We start from the raw sequence: 25,389 nt of genomic DNA on the forward strand, positions 1-25,389 counted from the left end.
GAAGAGTGAGCTTTGTAACAAACCATTTAAATGTAACTAGCGCATAGTTATAAATGCTGCTTGTATACCTCAAACGCTTGGGTTAAATCAGCTATTAAGTCATCGATATCTTCAAGGCCAATATGCAATCTAATAACCGGTCCTAGATCCCAGCCAGTGGTTGAGCGCAACCCTTTCATGGTTAAATTAGCGGTGACCAAGCTTTCAAAGCCTCCCCACGAAAAACCCATTTTAAAATGCTGAAGGCTATCTAAAAATGCATCAATGGCTTTTTGATTCCCTGTTTTCATAACAATTGAAAACAACCCATTACTGCCGTAAAAGTCACGCTTAAAAAACGCATGGCCTGGGCAGGTTTCAAAGGCTGGATGGCGAATATGATCAACTAACTCATGCTGTTCAAGCCATTTTGCCACCTCTATCGCCGCCTTTTCATGCTGATTTAAACGCACGCTCATCGTGCGTAAACCGCGCAGTGCCAAATATGCATCATCAGCACTTGTACACTGCCCTAGTAAGTAAGAATGTTCGCGAAGCGTTGGCCAATATTTTTTATTTGCCACTGCAACTCCCATCATTACATCTGAATGACCAACAATGTACTTTGTTGCCGCTTGAATACTAATATCGACGCCATGCTCAAGCGGTCGGTAATGAAGGCCGTTTCCATAAGTATTATCCAGCATGGTCATAACGTTATGTTCTTTGGCTTCGTTTACCATGGCTGGTACGTCTTGAATTTCCATAGTTATAGAACCAGGAGATTCTAAAAATAACACCTTGGTGTTTGGCTTAATATAATCTTTTATGCCTGCACCAACTGTTGGCGGGTAATAAGTAGTGGTAATTCCTAGCCCTGCTAAAATTTTATCGCAAAAATCGCGAGTAGGCTCATATGCATTATCAACCATTAAAATATGGTCACCACTTTTTAAAAACGACAATAGCGCTTGGCTAATTGCAGCAGCCCCGCACGGATAAAGTGCACACCCTTCACCGCCTTCTAAATCGGTAATGGCTTCTTGTAATGCAAAGTGGGTGGTAGTGCCACGACGCCCATAAAAAAGGGTTTTATCGCCACGTTTCTTCGCCGCTTCTTTAAGTTCTGCAACCGAATCAAATACCACCGTTGATGCGCGCTGCACAACGGGGTTTACTACACCATGGGTGTAAGCTTTTTTGCGCCCAGACGACACAAGCTGAGTATTTTTATTACTGTTACTCGACATGGTTATTCCTTATGGATTAGTACGCCAATGTTCAATTAAATAGCGAGAAATAGAATCAGTACGAGGAAGTTTTAAATGATCTCCTTCGTCATGCCAATTACCAAAGTTTGCCAAATCTTCACGGCTAAACCACTTAGCATCGTCAAGTTCGTCTTTATCTACGTTAATTTGCTCAGACGTTGCTTTAGCAAAAAAACCAAGCATGATAGATGAAGGAAATGGCCATGGCTGAGACGCCACATAGGTTACGTCAACAACGTCAATCCCTGCCTCTTCTTTTACCTCACGGGCAACAGCTTGCTCTAAAGTTTCACCTGGGTCTACAAAGCCGGCTAATGACGAATACATTCCTGTGGGCCACACTGCTTGGCGGCCAAGCAAACATCGCTCAATGCCATCGGCAAACGTTTTAGTTACAACCATAATTACCGCAGGGTCGGTACGAGGAAAAGTAGGGTGTTTACAGCGCTCGTTTTCACATAAACGAGAATGCCCCGCTTCAACTAAGTGATTTTTACTGCCACAACGTCCACAAAAACGATGCGTTGCATGCCAATAGCACAACCCGCGGGCAAGCGCAGCAATAGACCCCTCTTTTATATCAACAAGCGGCCCCTGTTTACGAATATCCATAAACTCTGCGCCACTTATTATGGGGGTAAGTGTTGTGTCATCAATAGTAGATACATCGAGGGCAAACACCCCCTGCTGTGTGGTGTTTAAGCCTAAAAATAGGGCATTGTTTAAGTTTAGCTGTGCAATTTTCTCGTACGGTAAAAACATTATTTGAGGCGTATTTTTAATAAATAATGTCTCGTTGCTTTTTACCAAAAGCCACACGCTTTGCGACGACAATTGACCTTTTAGCCATATTGGGTCTTTTCGCACATTGGAGCATCTATCAAGTGGCATATCACTGTAGTTGAGCATGTAAATCCTTAATTACTCGTCATCGCTTAAAATTAACATAACCGACGAGCAAACCCAATTTATTACAGCAACAATAAAGCCTATATTAAACTATATAGGCTCTGTATTAAAAACTCTCATGTTGCAGGCACTTAGCCTCTTTTTTTTAAGCTTTAAAGTAATAAATTATCATCAATCAAATGAAACTTTTCTGCACTTTGTTTGAGTACTTCAGCGGTTAACTTATCTGCTCCATAAACATCACACGGCACATTATATTGATTTTTTAAATGAGCAAGTAACAGTGCAAAATCGCCATCGCCCGAGAGCAAAATTACTTTATCGAGATTTTTTCCATGCTCTAACATATCTATCGTTATGCCTACATCCCAGTCGCCTTTTGCACTACCATCTCGGCGCTGAATAAACGGCTTTAGTTTTACCTCAAACCCAATCGCTCTCAAAATATTTTGAAACTGATTTTGCTTTTCATCTCCACGATAAATAGCGTAAGCAAACGCACAATCTATTTCGAACTGCTCCTGGATAACTCGCCAAAAAGCATTGTAATCAAAGTTTTTGCTATAGCTTTCTCTACACGTGTAATAAATATTTTGTACGTCAACAAATATACCTACACGCGGTTTAATGTTTTGCTGCGAGTTAAATGAAGTCATGTAATGCCCTAGTTAGAATAATAGCCATAGCGAAATAATTTAAACTCAGTGTACCTTGCTATTTGCTTTTAAGTAACCTAAATTAGTTACATAACGCTATGTAACCATTTTTGGTTACATTTTAAAAAGTAACTAATTTGGATTGTTATGATTGGTGTGATCAGCGGCGATATTATTAAATCGCAAACTATTCCTAAACAGCAATACGATGCCATGCTTTATGAGCTAGAGCAAAGTTTACGTTGTGTATCGGGCGAGAGTACACTTTGGAATATTTATCGAGGCGACTCTTTTCAATTACAAATTAATAACCCTGAGTATTTGTTTAAGCATGCTGTTTTAATTTATTTATATTTGAAGGCATCAGGGTACGAAGTCAGACAAAGTATGGCTATTGGGGAAATAGATAACCCGCGCAATGATATAAAAACAGCTACAGGTTCAGCATTTACTCTTTCGGGTCATGGCCTTGATAAAATAGCCAATCAACGGTTTTTATTTAATACGCCCCCTCAAAACATTCATGAAAGTTTAAACCTTAATTTAGCCTTTGCTGATGTACTCCTAACTAAAATAACCCAAAAACAAGCCAATGCTTTGTACGCCTATTTAACCAGTACCGATAATAGCCATGCAGCTTTAGCAAAAGATCTTAAAACCAGCAGAGAAAACGTAACTAAGCTACTTAATTTAGCCCATTACCAACTTATCGAACGATTTTTAGACCATGCGAGCAACATCATAAATAATATAAATCAAGGGAGATGCTAATGGCTTTTTCGCTTTTACTCGTAGCCCTAATTATTGGCCATTTATTGGCTGATTTTTACTGGCAACCTATGAGCTGGGTTAACGACAGAAACTCCCGCCACTTCAAGGCAACTAAACTGTATTTTCATGTATTGGTCCATGGGGTCACTAGCGCAATAATTATTAGCGCGTGGGAATACACTTATGGCTGGCAACAAATTAGCAGTGTTGTAATAGCAACCGCCATTATTATGCTTAGTCATTACGCAATTGATATAGCCAAATCTTACTCAAGCAAAGGTGTCGTGCCCTTTTTATTGGATCAATTTGCCCACATAGCCGTAATAATCTACTTAAGCGTATGGCTGAGCGATAATACACACTTTTTAGACACCCTATATTCACTTGTCACTAACCCAAATGTGCTGTGGGTTGTGTGCGGTTATTTAATTATTTTAAGCCCAAGTGCAGTATTTATTAGAATGATGCTAGAGCGCTTAACGGATAACTTTAGCAGTAAAGGCAGCTTAGTACTTGCAGGGCAAAGTATTGGCATGTTGGAGCGCGTGTTAATGCTGAGTTTTATTTTACTCGACCAATTTGCGGGTGTTGGATTTTTATTAGCGGCTAAGTCGGTCTTTAGGTTTGGCGATTTAAGCGCCAGTAAAGATAAAAAGCTCACCGAATACGTAATGTTAGGCACACTACTTAGCGTAAGTGTAACTTTGTTTGTAGGTTTAATGGTAAAGTATTTAATACATTAAAAAAACGCGCTACCGTTTAAAGTAAGCGCGTTTTTATTAAAACTAACTAAACCTAATTAGTCATTATTATTTGGACGGCGACGGCGCTGACCGTTTCCGCCTACCGACTGACGCTTTGCCCAAGGGTTTTGTGCGTTATCATCTTTTTTAGCGGCAGGCTTTTTAGAGCCACCGCGACGAGGGCCAGTACCGTTGCCGCCATTATTTGGCTTTTTACTATTTGGTTTACTGCTATCAGATTTAGGTTTGTTAAAAGGTTGCTTTTTCTTTGGCTTTTTAGCAGGTAATGGGCGTGCATCTAATGCGCGTTCTGCTACTGGGTTTACTGGTTCAAAGCCCTCTTCTTCAGCACGAGGAATAAGCTCACCAATAAAGCGTTCAATACCGTATAAATCGACTGCATCATCAACTGTAACAAACGAAATTGCATGGCCCGATGCACCCGCACGTCCTGTTCGGCCAATACGGTGAACGTAATCTTCATACACATTAGGTAAGTCGTAGTTAACAACATGCGGAAGCTCAACAATATCAAGGCCGCGTGCCACAATATCAGTGGCTACAAGTACACGTACTTCGCCACTTTTAAAACCATCTAACGCTTTTACACGTGCGCCTTGCGATTTATTACCATGAATAGCTGCGCCTACGATATCGTCGCGCTCAAGTTGTTTAACCAAACGGTTTGCACCGTGCTTAGTGCGGCTAAATACTAAAACTTGCTGCCAATCGTTACTACGAATTAAATGACTTAGTAAAGCGGTTTTACGGCCTTTATCTACCGCGTAAACGCTTTGCGTTACACTTTTAGCTGTTGTGTTTTTTGCAGCGACTGAAATTTCAACCGGATCATTTATTAATCCTTTAGCTAACGCTCGAATATCATCTGAAAACGTAGCCGAAAACATGAGGTTTTGACGCTTAGCAGGCATTTTAGCAATAAGGCGTTTAATGTCGTGAATAAACCCCATATCGAGCATGCGGTCGGCTTCATCTAAAACGAGCACTTCTACGCTATCAAACTTAACGGCATTTTGATTATGTAAATCAATTAAACGCCCAGGCGTTGCCACTAAAATATCGACACCTTTACGCAAGCGCTGCATTTGCGGATTAATTTTGACCCCACCATACACAACAAACGAACTCACGTTTGAATGCTTAGCGTACTCTTCAACGTTTTCGCTTACCTGAAGTGCAAGTTCACGTGTAGGCGCTAAAATAAGCGCACGTACATGGTTACTTTTTGCTTTTGGGCCCGTAGATAAACGTTCGATAAGTGGAAGCGTAAAACCCGCTGTTTTACCTGTGCCAGTTTGTGCTGCCGCCATTACATCGCGACGCTCTATAATTGCAGGAATTGCTTGAGCCTGAATTGGCGTTGGCGTTTCATAGCCCTTTTCTAAAACCGCATTAACTAAAGACTGTGATAAACCTAGACCTTCAAAACTCATATAAACTCTCTTTTAAATAAGGCCAAAGTGGCCAGTTGCGCGCATTATACCTGTCGTGGGCTAGAATGCATGCCATTATTTAGTTTGCACTCAATTGAAGCCATATATTGCTAAGCCTAAAAAGCAAAAAACGGCTAAAAGCCGTTTTTTGTAAATGCTTAAAAACCTAAATTAAGGCTTAATTAAGCTCAGGTATTACTTAACACCTAGCTCGCGTAAACGTTCTTGCAAGTAGCTATCTGCGGTGTAACGCTCTGAAAGTACAACATCTGGGCGCGGGTGTAAAAACAACGGTAATGAAATACGCGACTTAGTAGACGCTTTGCCCGTTGGATTAATAACTCGGTGAATAGTAGACGGGAAATAACCGCCAGATGCTTCTTGCAGCATATCGCCAATGTTAATAATTAAGCTACCAAAATCACATGGTACATCTAACCAACCGCCGTCTGTTTTTTGAACTTGTAAGCCCGGCTCGTTTGAAGCTGGTAATACAGTTAGTAAGTTTATGTCGCCATGTGCAGCTGCGCGAATTGCGCCTGGCTCTTCATCACCCGTCATTGGTGGGTAATGTAGAATACGTAGCAATGTTTGATCAGAGTCTGCAATCATGTCTTTTAGATCAATCGAAAACTTAGCACGCACATCGGCAGGCGCCTCAGCTTGAACCCAGCTTAAAAGTGTTGCAGCAAACTCGTTTGCTAAGCGGTAGTACTCACGTACATCAGCTTCAAGTTCGGCAGGTACACGCCCTTTTGGATAAACATGAAAGTACTCTTTTATGTCTTTAACGGTAAAGCCTTTAGCTACTTCAGACACTGAAGGCGGAAAGTAACCGTCTTGTGTTTCTTTAGAGTATAAAAAGTCGTGCTTTTGCTCTGAGTTAAAAAAGTCTTGCCAGTTTTTGTAAATAGACTCAACTAAAGACTGTGGAATTGGATGGTTTTTTAAAACACCAAATCCAGTATTTCTTAACGATTCAACAAATTGTGCAGCCGCATCGGGAGCTTTATAATCAACAGTAGGTAATTGCATTGTACGTTCCAGTGAATAGGTTGTTTGAAGTTAGGTACTTCAAGTACTTTTATGTATATAAAGTAGCAAGGACTTCATTATAGCGCCATGCGAGGATAGACAAACAGCCCCAAAAACATAAGGACATATGTCCGCAAAGCGCCCCCATCAAAGGGTGCGTTGATCAAGATCAATAAATAAAAGCAATTGAATTTGCACACATTGATGCATATGTATGGTCTAGTATTACAACGTATTTTATTTGTTCAAAAAGGCGACCCATGCGACAAAAAGTATCTTTTAAAAGTGGTAATTTAGAACTTGCCGGACAACTTGAACTCCCCGATGGTAAAGTAAAATTTTATGCCCTATTTGCCCATTGTTTTACCTGCGGTAAAGACATTGCAGCAGCAACACGCATTAGCCGTGCTTTAACACAGCAAGGAATCGCTGTACTTCGTTTCGATTTTACCGGCCTAGGCAACAGCGATGGCGACTTTGCAAACAGTAACTTTTCATCAAACATTCAAGACTTAGTATCTGCTGCTGATCATTTACGAGCGCACTTTAAAGCACCGCAATTACTCATTGGTCACAGTTTAGGGGGTGCCGCAGTGCTTGCTGCTGCACAATATATTCCTGAGGTGACAGCTATTACAACCATTGGCGCACCGTCAGATGCACAACATGTAGCACATAATTTTGAAGCCCATTTAGATGAAATAAACGCAGCTGGCGAAGCAAAAGTGAGTTTAGCTGGGCGTGAATTTACCATTAAAAAGCAATTTATCGACGATATAGCTAAATACGATAAAAGCCACATAAGTAAACTTAAACGCGCTTTATTAGTCATGCACTCACCGGTTGATACAACCGTAAATATTACTGAAGCTGAAAAAATTTACGCATCCGCTAAGCATCCAAAAAGCTTTATAAGTCTAGATAACGCTGATCATTTACTGACAAATAAAAACGATGCCGATTACGCAGCAACAATTATTGCACATTGGGCAAACCGCTACGTAAATTACGCATAAGGAAAACTTACCATTACGCGCTGCTAAAACGGCGCGTTAACCTGCTAATTTATAAACTTAGCAACTTCTTTACTCATTCTATCAACCAAACAGTCAGGACCACCATCATACATATCGTTATGGCGCGATTTTTCTATACGTAATTGAGTAACCGGAAACTCACTCAACTCTTTTTCGCTTAAAAGCACACCGACATCTGCCGGGTAATCACTACCTCTAAGGGTAAGTACACGAATATCTTTATTACGAGGCAGTAACATGCGGCGATGATCAAGCGTAATTAAATCACTGACTTCATCAGGATACATTGCAGCATACAAGGCTGAAATATCTCCACCATTAGAATGACCAAATAAAGTGAGCTTTGAAAAATCATACTCTGTGTATTTGGCTGCTAATTCATTAACTAAAAACTTAAGGGTGACCACACCGCGGTGCCAGTTCTCCATGCGAGTTGCCATATAGGGGGGGTGTACATTTAACATAGGATCTGTTTTTAATTCATGGCCCACTGCAATGGCTAAATAGCCTTGTTTGTTAAATTCATCACTGGCAAAAGTATAGCTATTGTGACCCATACCATACCCTGCATTAATAAAGGCAACTGGGCATTTATTTTGTTTGCTGCATTTAACGTTGCTTGTTGGCAACGAAATGCTAACTGGGATCTCACGATCACGGCTAATGTCTGTAATATATGTTTCGCTGGCATAGGAGCTTACACTTGTGAAAAGAAGTGTGAGGTAAAAAAGTGTTTTATGCATATTACTTAACGTATTGTTTATTATAATTAATGCGGGTTAGTTTAGGCGTTTTATACTATTAATGACAGCCTTAAAAGTAATAGTAGTCTGTGTGGTTATACCAAATTTATTTACATTTAAATTGTAGATTAAAAAATGTTGAAAAAGACTAACAGCCGCAAACACAAAATTGTGCGATAATAGAGGCAATTGTTCCAATATACTCAGTAAAAGATCCGATACATGAAATCATACAGCACCATTGAACAGCGCATTGAAATTCTAGAAGAAAAGTTAGCCTTAATTAATGATGAAATTAGCACATTAAAAACACCCGCTAAAAACAACAATGAACGCATTATATTTAAGTTTATTGAAACCGGCAGTACCGGTAAAACAAAGGATTTTGTTCGTGAGTTAGGTATTAAATCACCGCGTGATGGGCTGTTTTCATCTGGTGATGTTACTGCTTTAATTAAAAATGGCGCTGACGATATTTCACCGGCGTTACTAGCAATTGCTAGGCAACTAGCCAGTGCACGCAATAAAAATGGTCCTAGCCGATAATTAAACAACGCATGTAACGTTTAGAAGCTTAGGCATCGTCTTTGCTTCTAATGTTTTAGTTAAACTTTTTACTTAACGCTTTCCTCTTCACAATTATCAATGGCTGTAGTCGGCTCTCTCTGGCAAATCTTTTCTTAGCGCAAGCACTGCAATATAAATAAGCCCAAATAATGGGAATAATGCTAAGCACCCGCCTACAAAAGCTAAAACACCTGGGCTGGTGCTTTTTCGCTTGCCAATTTTGTAGCTAATAAGCGCAAAAATAGGAATACAAAATAAGATGAAAAATGTTAAAAACTCGCCAAATAAAGTGAGATTAATTGACATGGGAATTCCTTTTCATAGTGGTTAAATTATAGTCTGCGCTAAATTTAACCACAAAAAAACCCTTAAGCAAACAACTTAAGGGTTTTAAATACAATGCTGTAAACTCAGCTCAAATTACTCTTCGCTTGCGGCTGGTTTTTCTACCACACTGATTGCAAGCTCAGTTAACGAATCATTATTCGCTTTGCTTGGTGCGTCGGTTAATAAGCAAGACGCTTGTGTAGTTTTAGGGAAAGCAATAACGTCACGAATGTTATCTGTTCCGCATAAAAGCATAACTAAACGGTCTAGACCAAATGCTAAACCTGCATGTGGCGGTGTACCGTATTTAAGGGCATCAAGTAAAAAGCCAAATTTGTCTTGTTGCTCTTGTGCATCAATTCCTAAAATTCTAAATGCTGCTTCTTGCATATCTGCATTATGTATACGTACCGAGCCACCGCCCACTTCGTAGCCGTTTAATACCATATCGTAGGCATCTGAGATAGCCGCTGCAGGGTTTGCTTCAAGCTCACTTGCGCTAATATCTTTTGGTGCGGTGAACGGATGGTGCACAGCGTGTAATGTGCCTTCGTCGTCTTCTTCAAACATTGGGAAGTCTACAACCCAAAGTGGTGCCCAACTGTTAAGATTAGTGATTTCTAAATCTACACCAATTTTAAGGCGTAGTGCACCCATGGCTTCATTTACTGTGTTGCGCTTATCTGCACCGAATAAAATGATATCGCCAGTTTGTGCATTAGTACGCTCAAGTAACTGTGTGATCACATCTTCGTTTAAGAATTTAGCGATTGGCGATTGCACGCCTTCAGCGCCTGCATCACGGTCGTTTACTTTCATCCATGCTAAGCCTTTAGCACCGTAAATACCAATAAACTTAGTGTAATCATCAAGTTGCTTACGCGAAAGCTTAGCGCCACCCGGTACTGTTAATACAGCAACACGGCCTTTTTCGTCGTTTGCAGGGCCTGAGAATACCTTAAACTCAACATCTTTTACTAAATCAGCAACGTCTACTAATTTCATTGGGTTACGTAAGTCTGGCTTATCAGAACCATATAAGCTCATTGCCTCAGAGTAAGGCATAATCGGGAAGTCGCCTAAGTCAACGTTGAGTAACGATTGCCACATTTCACGAATCATTTTTTCCGTCATACCACGTACTTGATCCGAGCTCATGAACGAGGTTTCTAAATCTATTTGCGTAAATTCAGGTTGGCGATCGGCACGTAAATCTTCATCACGGAAACATTTAACAATTTGGTAGTAACGATCAAAGCCTGACATCATCAACAATTGTTTAAATAATTGCGGCGATTGCGGTAATGCGTAAAAGCTGCCTTTATGCACACGGCTTGGTACTAAGTAATCGCGAGCACCTTCTGGCGTTGCTTTTGTAAGTACCGGTGTTTCGATATCTAAAAAGCCATTTTCATCTAAAAAGCGACGAACAAAGCTGCTTGCTTTAGCGCGTAATTTAATGCGGTCGCTCATTTCTAAGCGACGAAGGTCTAAGTAGCGGTACTTTAAGCGGCGCTCTTCAGAGTTTGTTTGGTTAAAATCAAGCGGCAATGGCTCTGAGCGGTTGATAATTGTAAGCTCGGTGCCTAAAATTTCCACTTCGCCTGTAGCCATATCTTTATTTACTTGGCTTTCAGGGCGAGCACGTACAACCCCTTTTAACTGAACACAAAATTCTTGGCGAAGCTTGTTCGCTGTATCCATAAGTCCTTCAACTTCTGGATCGAATACAACTTGTACTAAACCTTCTCTATCGCGTAAATCGACAAAGATAAGTCCACCAAGGTCACGTCGTTTGTTGATCCAGCCACATAGTTCAACTTCTTGATCTACGTGAGTTTTATTTAGCTGTCCGCAGTATATAGAGCGCATAGTTTTCCTGTCAGATAAAAGGCTTCAACGGTAAAAATTATTTGTTTTTATAGGCGCATAATTTAAAAAAGAGCTACCACACTTCAAATAAAGCCGTAAGCAATCTAAGAATATTCAAATTAAGCCCTGCATTATACCCAAGTAGGTTGAAGATGCTAGGCGTGTTTGGTGTGTTGGTGTTAATTTAAAGCAGGCGCTGTTGGTATTTGCTACACTGGCGCCACGATGTAATTTATCAGCTATTTCTTATGTTATATATTGGATGCCCTCAGTGGTCTAGCAGTGCATGGAAAGGCAATTTATTTTCAAGCCAATGTAAAAACGCCGACATGCTAAGCCAATACGCACAGCATTTTAATTCGGTAGAAGGTAACACCAGCTTTTACGCCGACCCATCACCTAGTACTGTTTTGCGCTGGGCACAAAGCGTACCTGACGATTTTAGATTTACCTTTAAATTTCATCGTCGTTTTAGCCACGAGCTAGCGCTTAGCAACGTGCAAACAGAGCTTACCAACTGGCTTACATTATTTGCCCCTTTACTCGAAAAAACAGGGCAAATAATGCTGCAACTACCCAAAGCATTTGGCCCGAACGATTTACCCAAATTGGCACACTTTATTAGCTTCCTCCCCAAAGAACTTACTTACGGTGTAGAGGTTCGTCATATTGAATTTTTCAAAAAAGGCGAAGCCGAGGTAGCACTCAACCAACTATTAATGGCTAATAACATAAATCGTATTTCAATGGATACACGGGCACTTTTTGCAGTAAAGCCAACCACCGAAGCGCTAATAGACGCCCAACAAAAAAAACCTCACTTACCAGTGCATGCAATAGCTACTGGCTCGCAGCCTATGGCGCGGTTTGTAATCGCTGATTTACAAAGCGACTATCAAGCCTTTTATAAACCGTGGCTGAGTAAAGTAAAACAATGGCTTGATGAGGGTAAATCCCCTTATGTGTTTTTTCATACTGCCGATAATCGTGAGTCGCCACTACTTGCACGTCAATTTTGTAAAGATCTTGGGTATAATCACCCAGTACTCAACCCGTTCAGCGGCGAAAAAGAAGCGCAGCAACACGCCCTGTTTTAAAAAATTAAAACAAAATATAGAGACATAAAAATGAGTGAATACGCCCGTTATTTTACAGGCTATCCTGCAAACATTGTTGAGCAAGTATTAAGTCTTATTAGTAACAATAAGGTATGTGACTACTTACTTAAAAAATACCCGCATGCGCATACTATTACCAGCGACAAACTGCTTTACAGCTACGCAACAGAACTTAAAAAGCAGTATTTAAAAAACGCTCCACCGTTTGGTCGCGCGGTGTTTAAAAAACAAGGTGACATGGTAACAAACGCATTAGGTACTCACACCTATCGTATGCAAGGTAAAACCCGTAAACACGATTTAGCCATAAATAGCGATTTACTGCGCGCCCCCGAGCCATTATTAAAAGCGTTGGTTGTGCACGAACTCGCCCATTTTAAAGAAAAAGACCACAACAAAAGCTTTTATAAGCTGTGTTGCCACATGGAGCCACAATACCACCAGCTAGAGTTAGACTTACGGATTTTTTGTGTGGTGGTGGCGATGGGAGAGAATCCGTACATATAAGCTTTTTGGCACAGCAAATTTCATTAGTAATTAAAACCCTCATAAATGAAAAACGCGATCTAAATCGCGTTTTTATTGTTTACAGTTTTTCAATTCTGACAGCTATAAACTGACAGCTTTGGGTGTTAAAGCCCTAACTCAGCCATAAAGTCGTCATCGGCATCATCTTGCACGGGCTCTTTTTTAGCCTGCGCTTTTTCAGCTTTTTGCTTTGCTTCGTTTTCAATAATGTCGTCAGGGTCAATGGCTTCAATAATGTCAAAATCGTGCAGTTTAATAAACTCTGTTTTATCCATTGCCAGTTCTAGGTAAAAAATATTTTGATTACGTGTAGTAAAAGTAACACGTCGTGCTTGTGGGCGATCCATTGTGGTATCTACCGAAATTTGCACTTGTTTATTAATCGCCATCATTTTTGGCTGATTTTGCGTAATAGAGGTATGTAATTGCTCGCGAACCTTAGAAGTAAAGTCACCTACTATTTGGTTCATTAACTCGCCCATTACGTTTGAAACATCGTCTGACAAGTGACTATGTGCAATTTCTTCTTCTGGCATACCCATGTTGCGCATGTAGTCGCCGTAGATTTCCATTGCAGCCTGCGATGTAAAGTTGGTTACAACAAGCCCTGTAAAGCCGCCATCAAACAATACAAAGCAACCAATGTCTGGTCGCATGCAGGTGCGTGTTATTTTTTGAACCATGGCCGAGTAACTTATTTCGTTACCGCTTGCTGATGAAAGTACCCCTGTCACAGAGTGACAAAGCGTTGCTAGTATATCGTCGGTGCTAATAACTTTACTTTTGCTCATTTAACGTTCTCTTTTGTACTTATTATTCATAATTCTAGCCAACCTACTGAATTTATCACTGACTATCCAGCATAAAATGTTAAAATAACCTTATTATTTTTAAAGAGACTGCCTTCGTGACCATAAAAGACAGTATTTACGCCTCTGAGCAACAAGTAAAAGATTTCAGCTTTGACCAAAATGTGGTTGAAGTATTCCCTGATATGATTCAGCGATCAGTGCCTGGTTATGCCACCATTGTAAGCACTATGGGTAAATTAGCGGGCCAATACGCTCAAAGTAATTCTAACTTGTATGACCTAGGCTGCTCATTGGGCGCGGTTACGCTGAGCATGCGCCGTAATATTCGCACCGATAATTGCAACATTATTGCAGTAGATAACTCACAAGCCATGGTTGAGCGTTGTAAGGTGCATTTACAAGGGTTTAAATCGGACGTGCCGGTTACTGTTACCCTTGGCGATATTAACGAGCTTGAAATTCAAAACGCATCGGTTGTAGCAATGAACTTTACACTGCAATTTATACCTCATGCACAACGTAAAGCCGTGCTTGAAAAAATATACGCTAATTTAAAGCCCGGTGGTGTATTACTACTTAGTGAAAAAATTAAAGCTGAAAACGAGCAATGCGATAACTTATTAATAGATTTGCATCACGACTTTAAACGTCACAATGGCTACTCTGAGCTTGAAATAAGCCAAAAACGCACAGCAATAGAAAACGTTATGCGCCCCGATACACTCAGCACGCATATTAATAGGTTAAGTGATATTGGCTTTAGCCAAACACAAGTGTGGTATCAATGTTTTAATTTTTGCTCAATGGTAGCAATTAAATAAAAAGAGTAATTTATGTCTCAATGGTTTAACCAATTTTACGCTGCAATTGCACAAAGCCCACTTAGCCACTGGCTAGAAACGCTACCTGCCCAATTAAAACATTGGCAGTTAGAGGCAAGCCATGGTGATTTACCACAATGGCAAAAAGTGCTTAAAAATTTGCCTGAAATAAACACAACTCACGTTGATATAGCCACTAAAGTAGAAATTGGCGCAAAAGGGGAAATGAGTGAAGGCCAACAAAAGCAAACTACACACTTATTAAAGCGCATGATGCCTTGGCGAAAAGGCCCATTCAGTGTGCACGGTATTGAAATAAACACCGAATGGCGCAGTGATTGGAAATGGGATCGCCTCCTTCCACATATTGAGCCATTAAAAGGCCGTACAGTGTTAGATATTGGTTGTGGCTCTGGCTATCATTTATGGCGCATGCGCGGAGAAGGCGCCGAGTTTGTAGTGGGTATTGATCCTTCTGACTTATTTTTGTGCCAGTTTCAGGCAATTAAACACTTCAACCCCGACGAAAACGTGCATTTATTACCATTAGGTGTAGAAGCCCTGCCAGAGCTTAAAGCCTTTGATACGGTATTTTCAATGGGGGTACTTTATCACCGTCGCTCGCCAATTGATTTTTTAGCGCAGTTAAAAGCGCAGCTTCGCCCGGGCGGCGAGTTAGTGCTTGAAACCTTAGTTATTGAAGGCGACGAAAATACAGTACTCGTGCCTACCGACCGCTACGCAAAAATGCGCAATGTGTGGTTTATTCCAAGTACTGCTGCATTAAAACTGTGGATGGAGCGCGTTGGCTTTAAAGATGTGCAAATAAAAGATTGCGCAATGACCACGCTTGATGAACAACGCAAAACCGATTGGATGGAAAACGAATCGTTAGTTGATTTTTTAGACCCAACCGACACCAGTAAAACCATTGAAGGCTACCCTGCTCCACTTAGAGCGATACTAACCGCCAAAGCATAGCGGTTAATTTAACGCTTTTAATACTAAAAAAGCGCCAACGGGCGTTTTTTGTTTATTTAAACAACAAACAGCGGACAAGTGTCCTTGTTAATTATTTCAAACCTATATTTACGCTAGCCGTGCAGGTGCAATTGTTGTAAAATACGCGCGTTTCTAAGCAACCCAAAACAACTATTTTGAGGAAAACCTGTGAGCGAACAAAAACAGTCTCTTAGCTATAAAGACGCGGGCGTAGATATCGACGCTGGTAATGCACTTGTTGAGCGTATTAAAGGCGTAGTTAAAAAAACCCGTCGTCCTGAAGTGATGGGCGGAATTGGTGGTTTTGGCGCACTTTGCGAAATTCCTGAAGGTTATAAACAACCTGTATTAGTAGCGGGTACTGATGGCGTGGGTACTAAATTGCGTATGGCAATTGACCTTAAAAAGCACGATACCGTAGGTATTGACCTAGTAGCTATGTGTGTAAACGATTTAATTGTTCAAGGTGCTGAACCCCTGTTTTTTCTAGATTACTACGCAACGGGTAAACTAGACATAGACACAGCAGCCGACGTAGTAACAGGTATTGGTAAAGGGTGTGAAATTTCAGGTTGTGCCCTAATTGGTGGCGAAACAGCAGAAATGCCAGGTATGTATGATGGTGAAGACTACGACATGGCAGGCTTTTGTACCGGTGTGGTTGAAAAATCAAAAATCATTGATGGTACTAAAGTAGCTGCAGGCGATCAGCTTATTGCCCTTGCCTCTAGTGGCCCACACTCAAATGGTTTTTCTTTAATTCGTAAAGTACTTGAGGTATCTAACGCCGACACCAATCAAGTAATTGATGGTAAAACATTAGGCGAGCATTTATTAGAGCCTACACGTATTTACGTTAAACCTTTACTTGAGTTATTTAAGCACGTTGACGTGCATGCCCTTTCGCACATTACTGGCGGTGGCTTTTGGGAAAATATTCCACGCGTATTACCTGCATCAGCTAAAGCTGTGGTTAAAGGCGACAGTTGGCAGTGGCCAAGTGTTTTTAACTGGTTACAAGAAAACGGTAACATTACTACACATGAAATGTACCGTACATTTAACTGTGGCGTAGGCATGGTTTTGGTTGTTCCTGCCGATAAACTTGAGCAAAGCTTAACCATACTTAAAGATTTAGGCGAAAACGCTTGGCACATTGGTGAAATCCAAGATGCGGCACCAGGCGAAGAGCAAGTAGACATTGTAGGTGGTGCTAAGTAATGGCACCTACTCGTCTAGTAGTTTTAATTTCAGGCAGTGGCTCTAATTTACAAGCCATCATTGATGCCTGTGAACGTGGCGAGATAAACGGACATATTGCGGCTGTTATTAGCAATAAAGCAGACGCATATGGCCTAGAACGTGCTAAAAATGCAGGCATTGCAACGCAAGTACTCAGTCATAAAGATTTTGACTCGCGCGAGGCCTACGACGCGCAGTTAATGAACGTTATTGACTCTTTTGAACCAAATCTAGTTGTATTAGCTGGGTTTATGCGTATTCTTACACCTAGCTTAGTGCAAAAATATATTGGAAAAATGTTGAACATTCATCCATCTTTGTTGCCTAAGTACCAGGGGCTGAATACCCACCAAAGAGCAATTGATGCAAAAGACGATGTTCATGGCGTAAGTGTTCACTTTGTAACTGAAGAATTAGACGGTGGTCCGGTCATTCTTCAAGCGCAAATACCTGTACTCAAGGATGATACAGCAGACACATTAGCAAAACGCGTGCACGAACAAGAGCATATAATTTATCCTTTGGTGGTCAAATGGTTCAGTGAACAAAGACTTACTATGGAAGCAGATTATGCGGTTCTTGACAAAAAACAACTTCCTGCACACGGCGCGCACTACCCACAATAAAAAAATAAGCGCCCTAATGCTATGTGCGGGCGCTTTACTTCCAACAAGCCTTATTGCAGGCGAATTGACTCAATACGAAGCCAAGTATGATATTTTGCGTAAAGGCAGCAATCACGGCACGGCAGTTCGTTCTCTTAAAAAGCTTGATGATGAAAATTATGAATTAACCTACCACAGTGACATTGAGTGGATGATTTTTTCTGACTCGCGTAAAGAAACCTCTCAATTTACGTTTAAAGACGGTAAGGTTTCTCCTGATCATTATTCAATGGTACGTAAAGGAACAGGTCCTGATAAAAACTATAAAATTGATTTTGACAAAGAGAATGAAATTGTTACCAGCAGTAACAGTGAGTACCCGCTAAAATGCGAGTGGACTGATGATTTTCAAGATGCCATTTCGTATCAAGTTCAGGTTCGTGAAGGGTTAAAAAAAGGCGAAACCAACTTCTCGTTTCCGCTTGTTGATAAAAAAGGTAACCGTCGGGATTATAACTTTGAAGTGGTAGGCACAGAGATGATTTCTTTGCCTATAGGTAACATAGAGGCAATTAAAGTAAAACGTTTATACGATACCGACAAGCGACAAGCCCTCGCTTGGTTTGCACCTGAAATGGATTACATGCTTGTGCGCATGTGGAAAGGTGAAAAAGGGACTGAGCAGTTTGAAGTTCAAATGAACTCGTTTACTGTGACCGCCCCAACCGCAACAGCTGAGCACACTAAAAACCTTCAAGCGAACTAGCTAACGATTTATTTGCAAAATGGGTGAACTATATAAGCTCACCCATTTTAAATAACGAAAACTCTCCTGGCTCCATTTTTTGCCAACGCTCATCGTTAGTAAGCGGCCTTGTTGCAATGACAGTTACCACATCGTTTGGGGTTGTCTCTTTTTGAAAATCAACAACCATATCGGCATCAATTAATGTAGCTTTACCAAAAGGCGCACGGCGCGTTATGTAATGTAAGTTATTTGTGCAGTACGCTAAAACAAATACGCCATCGGTCAACAACATATTAAATACGCCCTTTTCACGCAGCGTGTGAGAAAGCTTGGCAGCGTATCTAAAAACAGACGCCATATTAGAAGGTCGTTTAGGGTATTTTTCACGAATTTTATCAAGCAACCAACAAAAAGCGAGTTCACTGTCAGTATTACCCACTGGACGATAATATTCGGGTTTTAAATCGTGATAGTTTGAAAGCTGCCCATTGTGTGCATAGGTTATTTCTCGCCCCCACAGCTCACGCGTAAACGGGTGGGTATTTTCAAGGCATACTCGCCCGCGATTACCTTGACGTATATGGCTAATAACCGACACACTTTTTATAGGATAGGCTTTAACAAGCTTAGCAATTTCTGATTGGTAGCTTGGTTCTGGGTCTTTAAAAGTTCGACACCCTTTTCCCTCATAAAACGTAATGCCCCATCCATCTTTGTGTGGCCCCGTATTACCACCACGCTCTAATAGCCCTGCAAAACTGAAACATATATCAGTAGGCACATTGGCAGACATACCAAGTAATTCACACATTTATAAAAAAGCCCTTAAAAAGTACGGATGAATAGCAGTACACTTTACAAAAAAAATTTTCTAAATTAGTTGCATATTTACTTAAAAAAATCATTATGGCTACCTGAATTATAAATTTTTAACGCTCTGAGTTAATAAAAAACATAATGTGTATGGCAAAAAGCACTATCCGTCCCCTTAAAAGGTATTTTGTAAAGCAAAACTTCTGACTTTTTACTATAATTTTACACGCTAATTTACTTGAAACTTGAGCTGACTAGCGCTACTCTAAATGAGGTGGTCTGACCTCTATTAAGGAATTAAAATGACACTCATATTTACACTCGGTTTAATCGTGCTGCTGTGCACTGCGATTTACCACAGAGCGAGTTGGAACACAGCACTTGGTGTTTCTGCTGCAACATTATTAATCGGTACCTTCGCAGGTGCTTTTGGTTTAATTAGCTGGTTGATCTTTTTGATCATCGCAGTGCCTCTTTCAGTTACTGGTATTCGCCAGCAATACATCATCAAACCCATCTTTACGGTATTCAAAAAAGTAACACCGAGCATGTCTGACACTGAAAAGTCAGCTATCGATGCGGGTACAACTTGGTGGGAAGCTGACTTATTTTGCGGTAACCCTGATTGGAAAAAGCTACACCAATACCCTGTGCCTAAACTTACTATTGAAGAGCAAGCCTTTATAGATGGCCCTGTTGAAGTAGTATGTAGCATGCTAGATGATTGGGAAGCAACACACGAGCTAACTGATTTACCGCAAGATGTATGGCAATACCTTAAAGACAATAAATTCTTTGCCATGATCATTAAAAAAGAATACGGCGGTTTAGAGTTTTCTGCGTTTGCTCAGTCTTGTGTACTTCAAAAACTAACGAGTAAATCAACATTACTTTCGTCAATTGTTGGTGTTCCAAACTCGTTAGGTCCAGGTGAATTATTACAACACTATGGTACAAAAGAGCAAAAAGACCATTACTTACCGCGCTTAGCTAGCGGCCAAGAAATTCCATGTTTTGCATTAACATCACCAGAAGCAGGCTCTGACGCAAGTTCAATTCCTGATTACGGTGTTGTGTGTAAAGGACAATGGAACGGTGAAGAAGTTGTAGGTTTAAGCCTAACGTGGAACAAGCGCTATATCACGCTTGCGCCCGTGGCAACGGTACTTGGTCTTGCATTTAAATTACAAGATCCAGATGGCTTATTAAGTGATGTAAAAGAGCCAGGTATTACCTGTGCGTTGATCCCAACAGATACTCCTGGAGTAGAAATTGGTCGTCGTCACTTCCCGCTTAACGTACCATTCCAAAATGGTCCTACTCGCGGTAAAGACATTTTTGTACCTCTTGATTACATTATTGGTGGGCCAGATATGGCTGGCCAAGGCTGGCGAATGCTAGTTGAGTGTTTATCGGTAGGCCGTGCAATTACTTTGCCGTCAAATTCTGCCGGTGGCATTAAAATGATTGCAACCGCTACGGGTGCATACAGCCGTATTCGTCGTCAATTCCGTTTACCGATTGGTAAAATGGAAGGTGTTGAAGAATCAATGGCTAAACTTGCCGGTTACGCATACAGCTCAGATGCTGCAGTAAGTATGTCGACTGGTGCGGTTGACTTAGGTGAAAAACCATCTGTTGTATCAGCGATTATTAAATATCACTTAACCGAACAAATGCGCGATGCAACAATCCATGCAATGGACGTTCTTGGCGGTAAAGGGATCATGCTTGGTCCAAATAACTATTTAGGTCGTGGCTATCAAGGTGCACCTATTGCCATAACCGTTGAAGGTGCAAACATCCTGACCCGTAATATGATCATTTACGGCCAGGGTGCGATTCGCTGTCATCCGTTTGTACTAACCGAGCTAGGTGCGTGCGAAATTGAAGACCGCGAAGAAGCGCTTAACGTATTTGATAAAGCGCTAATGGGTCATATAGGCTTTACTATGTCAAACCTAGTGCGTACTAAATGGCTAGCCCTTACAGGTGCTCGCTTTACAAGTGTGCCTTACCATGACGAAACAGCTGAGTTTTACCGTATAGCGTCGCGCTTTAGTGCTTCTTTAGCACTTATGTCAGATATTAGCATGGCTGTATTTGGCGGCTCTCTTAAACGTAAAGAGCGTATTTCTGCACGTTTAGGTGACTTACTTAGCTACCTTTACTTAGTATCTGCAACGCTTAAGCGTTACAACGACGAAGGCCGTAAAAAAGAAGATTTTGCGCTTGTTCAATGGAGCTGTCAGGATCACCTTTACCACTGTCAACGTGCGCTTGCTGATTTAATTAACAATATGCCTTCTGCACCACTTCGTGGCGTATTAAAAGTGTTATTGTTCCCGTTTGGTCGCCCGGTGCGCAAACCGACTGATAAGTTAGAGCATAAACTAGCTCAAATCTTACAAGTACCTAGCGAAACACGTAACCGTTTAGCAAGTTATGTATACTTAACAAATGAGCCTCTTAATCTTGTAGGTCGTCAGGAGCAAACGCTTAAAGACGTACTAGAAGTAGAGCCGTTATTTGAAAGAGTATGTAAAGAGAAAGGTGTGAAACTACCGTTTTTCCAACTTGATAAAGTGGCGCAAATGGGGCTTGAAGCAGGTATTTTAAGCCAAGCCGAGGCCGATAAGCTAGCTGCTGTAGAGCAAGCTCGTTTAGACGTAATCAACGTAGATGACTTTGACCCTGCTGATTTGCTTGCAGGTAAAGCAGCGCGTGATAGCGTTATTACAAAAGTGGATGCCGCTTAACTAGTTTAGTAAAGCAAGCAACCCAACGTTAGAAATAATCCAAACCAGCGCATAATGCGCTGGTTTTTTTTGTGCAAAATAAACCTGCAATAAACACCACACAAACCCCAGGCTTAGCAAAGTGCTGTTTAATCTCTCAAACGTAATGCTATAGGCTATAAAGGCTCCTAAAAACAAAAGCATACTGGGCATAAACTGGCTAATATAAAACGCTCGCGCCTTTTGATTCATTTTAAAAAACAACCGATATTGTTCATGAACTTTAGTACAATCAAACTGTAATGAGCTGCTAAAAAATACAATAAAAGCAATTGCCACACCGGCTATTATATTCACAAGATCTGGTCGCTTTGCTAATAACTCAGCCGATGCCATAAATACACACAAAAGCAACGATATACGCCATACTAATGTCCAAATATGGTTTATGAAGTAACAAAACCAAAAGCTAAATAAAGACCGAACACTCGTCATTCCATTTATATTAATGACAGGAATGAATACGCTTAAAAGAAAGATAATTGCAAAACCCAAATGATAAATTAGCGGCGATAACTCAAAAGGAGTAAACAAAAATAAAGTACTTAAAATAAATCCATACACGAGTGCGCTAGGTTTGTATAAACAAACAATGCCTAAACCTAACTGTATAAACATAAAAACAAAAAAGTGCGGTACTTTTATCCACTGAGCCCAGGTTAAATCAAGCGCTATCAACAGACTCGCTATAAGCCAGCCATTACTAATAAGTAATAATTTAATATCTGCTATGTTCAGCCAGCTAGGACAAGCTATTGTGTGTTGAAATAGCCGTTGCTTGCTATTTTTAATTGCCGACTTAATCGCGCTTAACATCACACTTTGCAATAACAAATAAAACAAGGCTATTTGGGCACCATATGCAGGTGCATCTGTACTATCTATAATTTTCCCTAGGCCCAAAAAGAGCAACAACACCAAGCCTAAAATAGATGAACCCAACACCACTAAAAATATCAAACCAAAGCTTTTTAACTGCAGTAGCAGCTGCTTAAGCTCAAACGTGTATGCTAGGTACCGATAACTCATAAATGCACGATACTGCTCAAGCTTACCTTTTACGCTCGCGAAACTCATAGCGAAACACACTTAAAGCCATGCTCAATAAATACAGCCGGCTCATGGCAAGTAATAATAATTTGCCCATTAGGCTTATCATTTAAATACACATCGAGTAATTTTAAAAGATGCTCAATGCTTATTTGATCAAGCGCAGCACTTGGCTCATCAAGTAGTAAATACGGTGACTTCCGCATTAGCGCTAATATTAGCTGACACTTTTTTTGGTTACCCGAGGACAAAGCATCAAAACGCGTATTTAAAAATGCTGTAAAGCTAAACCCTTTAACCAGCTCATGTGGCCACGGGCAGTCGACAGCACTAACAGACAAGTCAATAATTTGATGGGCTGTTAAAAAATCAGGTAACGTAATACGGTCACTGGCTATGGCCACTGTTTTTGTGGGCTCATTCAACTCCCTCCCCGCAAACAAAAGTGAGCCACTTTGCGGTTTATCAAGCCCCGCTAGCATCATAAGTAAGGTGGTTTTACCGTGGCCATTAGGTGCTTCTATGCAGAGTTTTTGATCTGAAAAAACCTGGTTATAATTTTTAAAAACTACATTGTTGGAAAATTGCTTATTTAAACCAATGACTTCAATCATAAAATATCCTTATAAATTAGCGTTATAGTATAAAGTTTTAATGAGAAACAAAGCCCATCACAACAGCTACAGATAACACTAACGACATCAGAAGCCCTGAGACCACCGATACCGTTAACGGCGACTACCCTTGTGCTTTTTCAAAATTAAGATTGTTTAAACAGATAAGGTGCTTTGACTTAGTTACAAGGCACATACACTCTTTAAAGTAATTTAAATATTATCCTTAAATATTTTAAGTATTAGCGACTTATCGAGCTGATTGTATAATTGCTTATAAAATTACCTAAGCCACACGAAGCTGGGGCTAAACTGAAAGTTAAACTGCGTATTTTTAATTAAAATACTTAGTGTGGGTGGCGTGTTAATTTTGGCTCAAGTACAGCAAGAACCAAACCAAACACAGCAGTAAATATGCCGATAAATTCAAACCAACTATTGCCCGCATGTGACAAGGTCCTTGGGAGTTCATTTGCATTATACACACGTTTACCTCCCTCAACGTCTTCGACAAATGACTCACCAACATACTCATCCATTAACTTAAAACTTGGTACCCTTCTGGCCTGCATTTCCCGATTTTTCTCATCTCTTTTTTCTCGATTCGACTCAATAATATAAATATTCCAATGAGTAAAAACATTCAGAGGTTCATCTGTTTTGATCACACCTTGTGATTTATATTCGTAAAAGCGCTCATTGAACACATAGTTTTCATGTCCTGCATAAAACAACGCACAACCAATAGATATTAAAAACATTGCGAGATAAATAACCTTACGCTGCGTGGCTGAGCTCTTTACTTCTTTACTTTTATACCACAGCTCTACATCGGGTATTTGCATAAGTCTGGTTTTATCATGACTTGATACAAGCGGCTTCATAAACTCATCAATTGAAAGATTTAATGCTATTAATAAGGCTCTAAATATTTCATTTGAGGGAGTTGATTTATCGTTTTCAAGTTTTGATAAATAACTCTGCTCTATCCCCACTTGCTGAGCGAACTCTGGTTGGCTCAGTTTTTTATCATTTCGTAGCTGCTTTAATTGTTGACCTAATGTGCTCATCTTAATGCTTCCTTTTTAAAAGTGAGGTTAGATTCTTGGTAATTCATGCAGATATATGAAGCTGAATAATGAAGAATAATAAGGAATATTAGCAGGTTAGTATAAAAGAGTCGATCTGATAGCTGATAGCTGATAGCTGATAGCTGATAGCTGATAGCTGATAGCTGATAGCTGATAGCTGATAGCTGATAGCTGATAGCTGATAGCTGATAGCTGATAGCTGATAGCTGATAGCTGATAGCTGATAGCTGATAGCTGATAGCTGATAGCTGATAGCTGATAGCTGATAGCTGATAGCTGATAGCTGATAGCTGATAGCTGATAGCTGATAGCTGATAGCTGATAGCTGATAGCTGATAGCTGATAGCTGATAGCTGATAGCTGATAGCTGATAGCTGATAGCTGATAGCTGATAGCTGATAGCTGATAGCTGATAGCTGATAGCTGATAGCTGATAGCTGATAGCTGATAGCTGATAGCTGATAGCTGATAGCTGATAGCTGATAGCTGATAGCTGATAGCTGATAGCTGATAGCTGATAGCTGATAGCTGATAGCTGATAGCTGATAGCTGATAGCTGATAGCTGATAGCTGATAGCTGATAGCTGATAGCTGATAGCTGATAGCTGATAGCTGATAGCTGATAGCTGATAGCTGATAGCTGATAGCTGATAGCTGATAGCTGATAGCTGATAGCTGATAGCTGATAGCTGATAGCTGATAGCTGATAGCTGATAGCTGATAGCTGATAGCTGATAGCTGATAGCTGATAGCTGATAGCTGATAGCCAAATAATATTTTATT

At 40.5% G+C, this 25,389-nt stretch carries 25 protein-coding genes and 1 pseudogene; 12 read left to right on the forward strand and 14 right to left on the reverse strand.

Features of this window, described 5'->3' with window-relative positions; genetic code table 11:
- Positions 1-47: 47 nt before the first annotated feature.
- The 3 genes from RF53_RS14125 to RF53_RS14135 all read right to left on the reverse strand — a co-directional run bounded on the left by RF53_RS14125 (position 48) and on the right by RF53_RS14135 (position 2,815).
- Entirely contained in the window at positions 48-1,229 is a 1,182-nt protein-coding gene (locus RF53_RS14125; RefSeq protein WP_039038052.1) for a cystathionine beta-lyase, read from the reverse strand.
- Positions 1,230-1,238: 9 nt separating this feature from the next.
- A complete protein-coding gene (gene nudC / locus RF53_RS14130; RefSeq protein ID WP_039038053.1) occupies positions 1,239-2,159 on the reverse strand; it encodes an NAD(+) diphosphatase in 921 nt (306 codons plus the stop codon).
- A 152-nt stretch (positions 2,160-2,311) separates the two neighbouring features.
- A complete protein-coding gene (locus RF53_RS14135) occupies positions 2,312-2,815 on the reverse strand; it encodes a LabA-like NYN domain-containing protein (RefSeq protein ID WP_039038054.1) in 504 nt (167 codons plus the stop codon).
- Between the two features lie 147 nt (positions 2,816-2,962).
- Between RF53_RS14135 and RF53_RS14140 the strand changes: the two genes are divergently transcribed.
- Together RF53_RS14140 and RF53_RS14145 are read left to right on the forward strand one after the other, a co-directional pair.
- Entirely contained in the window at positions 2,963-3,586 is a 624-nt protein-coding gene (locus tag RF53_RS14140; RefSeq protein ID WP_039038055.1) for a hypothetical protein, read from the forward strand.
- On the forward strand, positions 3,586-4,329 hold the full coding sequence (locus RF53_RS14145) for a DUF3307 domain-containing protein (RefSeq protein WP_039038056.1): 744 nt from the start codon (positions 3,586-3,588) through the stop codon (positions 4,327-4,329). Before RF53_RS14140 ends, RF53_RS14145 begins: the two co-directional genes overlap by 1 nt.
- Before the next feature lie 56 nt (positions 4,330-4,385).
- On the opposite strand, the gene RF53_RS14150 is transcribed toward RF53_RS14145, so the two are convergent.
- On the reverse strand, positions 4,386-5,783 hold the full coding sequence (locus RF53_RS14150) for a DEAD/DEAH box helicase (RefSeq protein WP_039038057.1): 1,398 nt from the start codon (positions 5,781-5,783) through the stop codon (positions 4,386-4,388).
- Positions 5,784-5,978: 195 nt separating this feature from the next.
- Entirely contained in the window at positions 5,979-6,818 is an 840-nt protein-coding gene (locus RF53_RS14155) for an isopenicillin N synthase family dioxygenase (protein WP_006794030.1), read from the reverse strand.
- A gap of 260 nt (positions 6,819-7,078) precedes the next feature.
- Here RF53_RS14155 and RF53_RS14160 point away from each other — a divergent pair.
- Positions 7,079-7,828, forward strand: a pseudogene (locus RF53_RS14160) (alpha/beta hydrolase family protein); the annotation flags it as partial.
- 50 nt (positions 7,829-7,878) lie between these two features.
- Here the strand turns inward: RF53_RS14160 and RF53_RS14165 are convergent.
- Positions 7,879-8,598, reverse strand: coding sequence for an alpha/beta fold hydrolase (locus RF53_RS14165; RefSeq protein WP_006794032.1), 720 nt, complete (start codon positions 8,596-8,598; stop codon positions 7,879-7,881).
- A 222-nt stretch (positions 8,599-8,820) separates the two neighbouring features.
- Here RF53_RS14165 and RF53_RS14170 point away from each other — a divergent pair, with 222 nt between their 5' ends.
- Positions 8,821-9,144 (forward strand): hypothetical protein, encoded by a 324-nt coding sequence (locus RF53_RS14170; protein ID WP_006794033.1) that lies wholly within the window; start codon positions 8,821-8,823, stop codon positions 9,142-9,144.
- Between the two features lie 96 nt (positions 9,145-9,240).
- Here RF53_RS14170 and RF53_RS14175 read toward each other — a convergent pair whose 3' ends face one another.
- Together RF53_RS14175 and aspS are read right to left on the reverse strand one after the other, a co-directional pair.
- Positions 9,241-9,471, reverse strand: a complete 231-nt coding sequence (locus RF53_RS14175) for a hypothetical protein (protein ID WP_006794034.1) — start codon at positions 9,469-9,471, stop codon at positions 9,241-9,243.
- A 114-nt stretch (positions 9,472-9,585) separates the two neighbouring features.
- A complete protein-coding gene (aspS, locus tag RF53_RS14180; protein ID WP_039038059.1) occupies positions 9,586-11,364 on the reverse strand; it encodes an aspartate--tRNA ligase in 1,779 nt (592 codons plus the stop codon).
- 248 nt (positions 11,365-11,612) lie between these two features.
- Between aspS and RF53_RS14185 the strand changes: the two genes are divergently transcribed.
- Positions 11,613-12,461, forward strand: a complete 849-nt coding sequence (locus RF53_RS14185; RefSeq protein WP_039038139.1) for a DUF72 domain-containing protein — start codon at positions 11,613-11,615, stop codon at positions 12,459-12,461.
- A gap of 30 nt (positions 12,462-12,491) precedes the next feature.
- The gene (locus RF53_RS14190; RefSeq protein WP_039038060.1) at positions 12,492-12,989 is read left to right on the forward strand and encodes a M48 metallopeptidase family protein; all 498 of its coding nucleotides are present in this window, start codon (positions 12,492-12,494) and stop codon (positions 12,987-12,989) included.
- Between the two features lie 125 nt (positions 12,990-13,114).
- On the opposite strand, the gene RF53_RS14195 is transcribed toward RF53_RS14190, so the two are convergent.
- Positions 13,115-13,801, reverse strand: a complete 687-nt coding sequence (locus RF53_RS14195; RefSeq protein WP_006794039.1) for a DUF3334 family protein — start codon at positions 13,799-13,801, stop codon at positions 13,115-13,117.
- Positions 13,802-13,917: 116 nt separating this feature from the next.
- Between RF53_RS14195 and cmoA the strand changes: the two genes are divergently transcribed.
- The 5 genes from cmoA (at position 13,918) to RF53_RS14220 (ending at position 18,258) form a co-directional block, all read left to right on the forward strand.
- Positions 13,918-14,643, forward strand: coding sequence for a carboxy-S-adenosyl-L-methionine synthase CmoA (cmoA, locus tag RF53_RS14200; RefSeq protein ID WP_006794040.1), 726 nt, complete (start codon positions 13,918-13,920; stop codon positions 14,641-14,643).
- A 12-nt stretch (positions 14,644-14,655) separates the two neighbouring features.
- A complete protein-coding gene (cmoB, locus tag RF53_RS14205; RefSeq protein ID WP_039038061.1) occupies positions 14,656-15,624 on the forward strand; it encodes a tRNA 5-methoxyuridine(34)/uridine 5-oxyacetic acid(34) synthase CmoB in 969 nt (322 codons plus the stop codon).
- A 189-nt stretch (positions 15,625-15,813) separates the two neighbouring features.
- Positions 15,814-16,866 (forward strand): phosphoribosylformylglycinamidine cyclo-ligase, encoded by a 1,053-nt coding sequence (gene purM / locus RF53_RS14210; protein ID WP_039038062.1) that lies wholly within the window; start codon positions 15,814-15,816, stop codon positions 16,864-16,866.
- Positions 16,866-17,513: a phosphoribosylglycinamide formyltransferase gene (gene purN, locus RF53_RS14215; protein WP_006794043.1), complete on the forward strand. Its 648-nt coding sequence runs from the start codon at positions 16,866-16,868 to the stop codon at positions 17,511-17,513. The genes purM and purN overlap by 1 nt, the downstream gene beginning before the upstream one ends.
- 16 nt (positions 17,514-17,529) lie before the next feature.
- Positions 17,530-18,258 carry a DUF3108 domain-containing protein gene (locus RF53_RS14220; protein ID WP_039038063.1) on the forward strand — a complete coding sequence of 243 codons (729 nt, stop codon included), beginning with the start codon at positions 17,530-17,532 and terminating at the stop codon, positions 18,256-18,258.
- A 28-nt stretch (positions 18,259-18,286) separates the two neighbouring features.
- On the opposite strand, the gene RF53_RS14225 is transcribed toward RF53_RS14220, so the two are convergent.
- Positions 18,287-19,051, reverse strand: coding sequence for a class II glutamine amidotransferase (locus RF53_RS14225; protein WP_008132190.1), 765 nt, complete (start codon positions 19,049-19,051; stop codon positions 18,287-18,289).
- Positions 19,052-19,355: 304 nt separating this feature from the next.
- Here RF53_RS14225 and fadE point away from each other — a divergent pair, with 304 nt between their 5' ends.
- Complete coding sequence (fadE, locus tag RF53_RS14230) at positions 19,356-21,812, forward strand: acyl-CoA dehydrogenase FadE (RefSeq protein WP_039038064.1); 2,457 nt, start codon at positions 19,356-19,358, stop codon at positions 21,810-21,812.
- Here fadE and RF53_RS14235 read toward each other — a convergent pair whose 3' ends face one another.
- The 4 genes from RF53_RS14235 to RF53_RS19480 form a co-directional block, all read right to left on the reverse strand.
- Positions 21,813-22,928 (reverse strand): DUF6136 family protein, encoded by a 1,116-nt coding sequence (locus RF53_RS14235; protein ID WP_039038065.1) that lies wholly within the window; start codon positions 22,926-22,928, stop codon positions 21,813-21,815.
- Positions 22,925-23,515, reverse strand: coding sequence for an ABC transporter ATP-binding protein (locus tag RF53_RS14240; RefSeq protein ID WP_039038066.1), 591 nt, complete (start codon positions 23,513-23,515; stop codon positions 22,925-22,927). The genes RF53_RS14235 and RF53_RS14240 overlap by 4 nt, the downstream gene beginning before the upstream one ends.
- A 347-nt stretch (positions 23,516-23,862) precedes the next feature.
- Complete coding sequence (locus RF53_RS14245; RefSeq protein WP_039038067.1) at positions 23,863-24,585, reverse strand: helix-turn-helix domain-containing protein; 723 nt, start codon at positions 24,583-24,585, stop codon at positions 23,863-23,865.
- A complete protein-coding gene (locus RF53_RS19480) occupies positions 24,582-25,376 on the reverse strand; it encodes a hypothetical protein (protein WP_160289078.1) in 795 nt (264 codons plus the stop codon). Before RF53_RS19480 ends, RF53_RS14245 begins: the two co-directional genes overlap by 4 nt.
- Between the last annotated feature and the right edge of the window lie 13 nt (positions 25,377-25,389).

It is taken from the genome of Pseudoalteromonas sp. ECSMB14103 (genome assembly GCF_000813065.1).
GTDB lineage: Bacteria > Pseudomonadota > Gammaproteobacteria > Enterobacterales > Alteromonadaceae > Pseudoalteromonas > Pseudoalteromonas marina.

Bases quoted from the DNA above. Each gene is read 5' to 3' on its own strand.
- RF53_RS14175 (WP_006794034.1), bottom strand. From the start codon at position 9,471: ATGTCAATTAATCTCACTTTATTTGGCGAGTTTTTAACATTTTTCATC.
- fadE (WP_039038064.1), top strand. From the start codon at position 19,356: ATGACACTCATATTTACACTCGGTTTAATCGTGCTGCTGTGCACTGCG.
- RF53_RS14245 (WP_039038067.1), bottom strand. From the start codon at position 24,585: ATGAGCACATTAGGTCAACAATTAAAGCAGCTACGAAATGATAAAAAA.
- RF53_RS14150 (WP_039038057.1), bottom strand. From the start codon at position 5,783: ATGAGTTTTGAAGGTCTAGGTTTATCACAGTCTTTAGTTAATGCGGTT.
- RF53_RS14165 (WP_006794032.1), bottom strand. From the start codon at position 8,598: ATGCATAAAACACTTTTTTACCTCACACTTCTTTTCACAAGTGTAAGC.
- RF53_RS14220 (WP_039038063.1), top strand. From the start codon at position 17,530: ATGCTATGTGCGGGCGCTTTACTTCCAACAAGCCTTATTGCAGGCGAA.
- RF53_RS14225 (WP_008132190.1), bottom strand. From the start codon at position 19,051: ATGTGTGAATTACTTGGTATGTCTGCCAATGTGCCTACTGATATATGT.
- RF53_RS14240 (WP_039038066.1), bottom strand. From the start codon at position 23,515: ATGATTGAAGTCATTGGTTTAAATAAGCAATTTTCCAACAATGTAGTT.
- RF53_RS14140 (WP_039038055.1), top strand. From the start codon at position 2,963: ATGATTGGTGTGATCAGCGGCGATATTATTAAATCGCAAACTATTCCT.
- RF53_RS14170 (WP_006794033.1), top strand. From the start codon at position 8,821: ATGAAATCATACAGCACCATTGAACAGCGCATTGAAATTCTAGAAGAA.
- RF53_RS14185 (WP_039038139.1), top strand. From the start codon at position 11,613: ATGTTATATATTGGATGCCCTCAGTGGTCTAGCAGTGCATGGAAAGGC.
- aspS (WP_039038059.1), bottom strand. From the start codon at position 11,364: ATGCGCTCTATATACTGCGGACAGCTAAATAAAACTCACGTAGATCAA.
- RF53_RS14125 (WP_039038052.1), bottom strand. From the start codon at position 1,229: ATGTCGAGTAACAGTAATAAAAATACTCAGCTTGTGTCGTCTGGGCGC.
- RF53_RS14135 (WP_039038054.1), bottom strand. From the start codon at position 2,815: ATGACTTCATTTAACTCGCAGCAAAACATTAAACCGCGTGTAGGTATA.
- nudC (WP_039038053.1), bottom strand. From the start codon at position 2,159: ATGCTCAACTACAGTGATATGCCACTTGATAGATGCTCCAATGTGCGA.
- RF53_RS14235 (WP_039038065.1), bottom strand. From the start codon at position 22,928: ATGAGTTTCGCGAGCGTAAAAGGTAAGCTTGAGCAGTATCGTGCATTT.
- purN (WP_006794043.1), top strand. From the start codon at position 16,866: ATGGCACCTACTCGTCTAGTAGTTTTAATTTCAGGCAGTGGCTCTAAT.
- RF53_RS14190 (WP_039038060.1), top strand. From the start codon at position 12,492: ATGAGTGAATACGCCCGTTATTTTACAGGCTATCCTGCAAACATTGTT.
- cmoB (WP_039038061.1), top strand. From the start codon at position 14,656: ATGTCTCAATGGTTTAACCAATTTTACGCTGCAATTGCACAAAGCCCA.
- RF53_RS14145 (WP_039038056.1), top strand. From the start codon at position 3,586: ATGGCTTTTTCGCTTTTACTCGTAGCCCTAATTATTGGCCATTTATTG.
- RF53_RS14195 (WP_006794039.1), bottom strand. From the start codon at position 13,801: ATGAGCAAAAGTAAAGTTATTAGCACCGACGATATACTAGCAACGCTT.
- RF53_RS14155 (WP_006794030.1), bottom strand. From the start codon at position 6,818: ATGCAATTACCTACTGTTGATTATAAAGCTCCCGATGCGGCTGCACAA.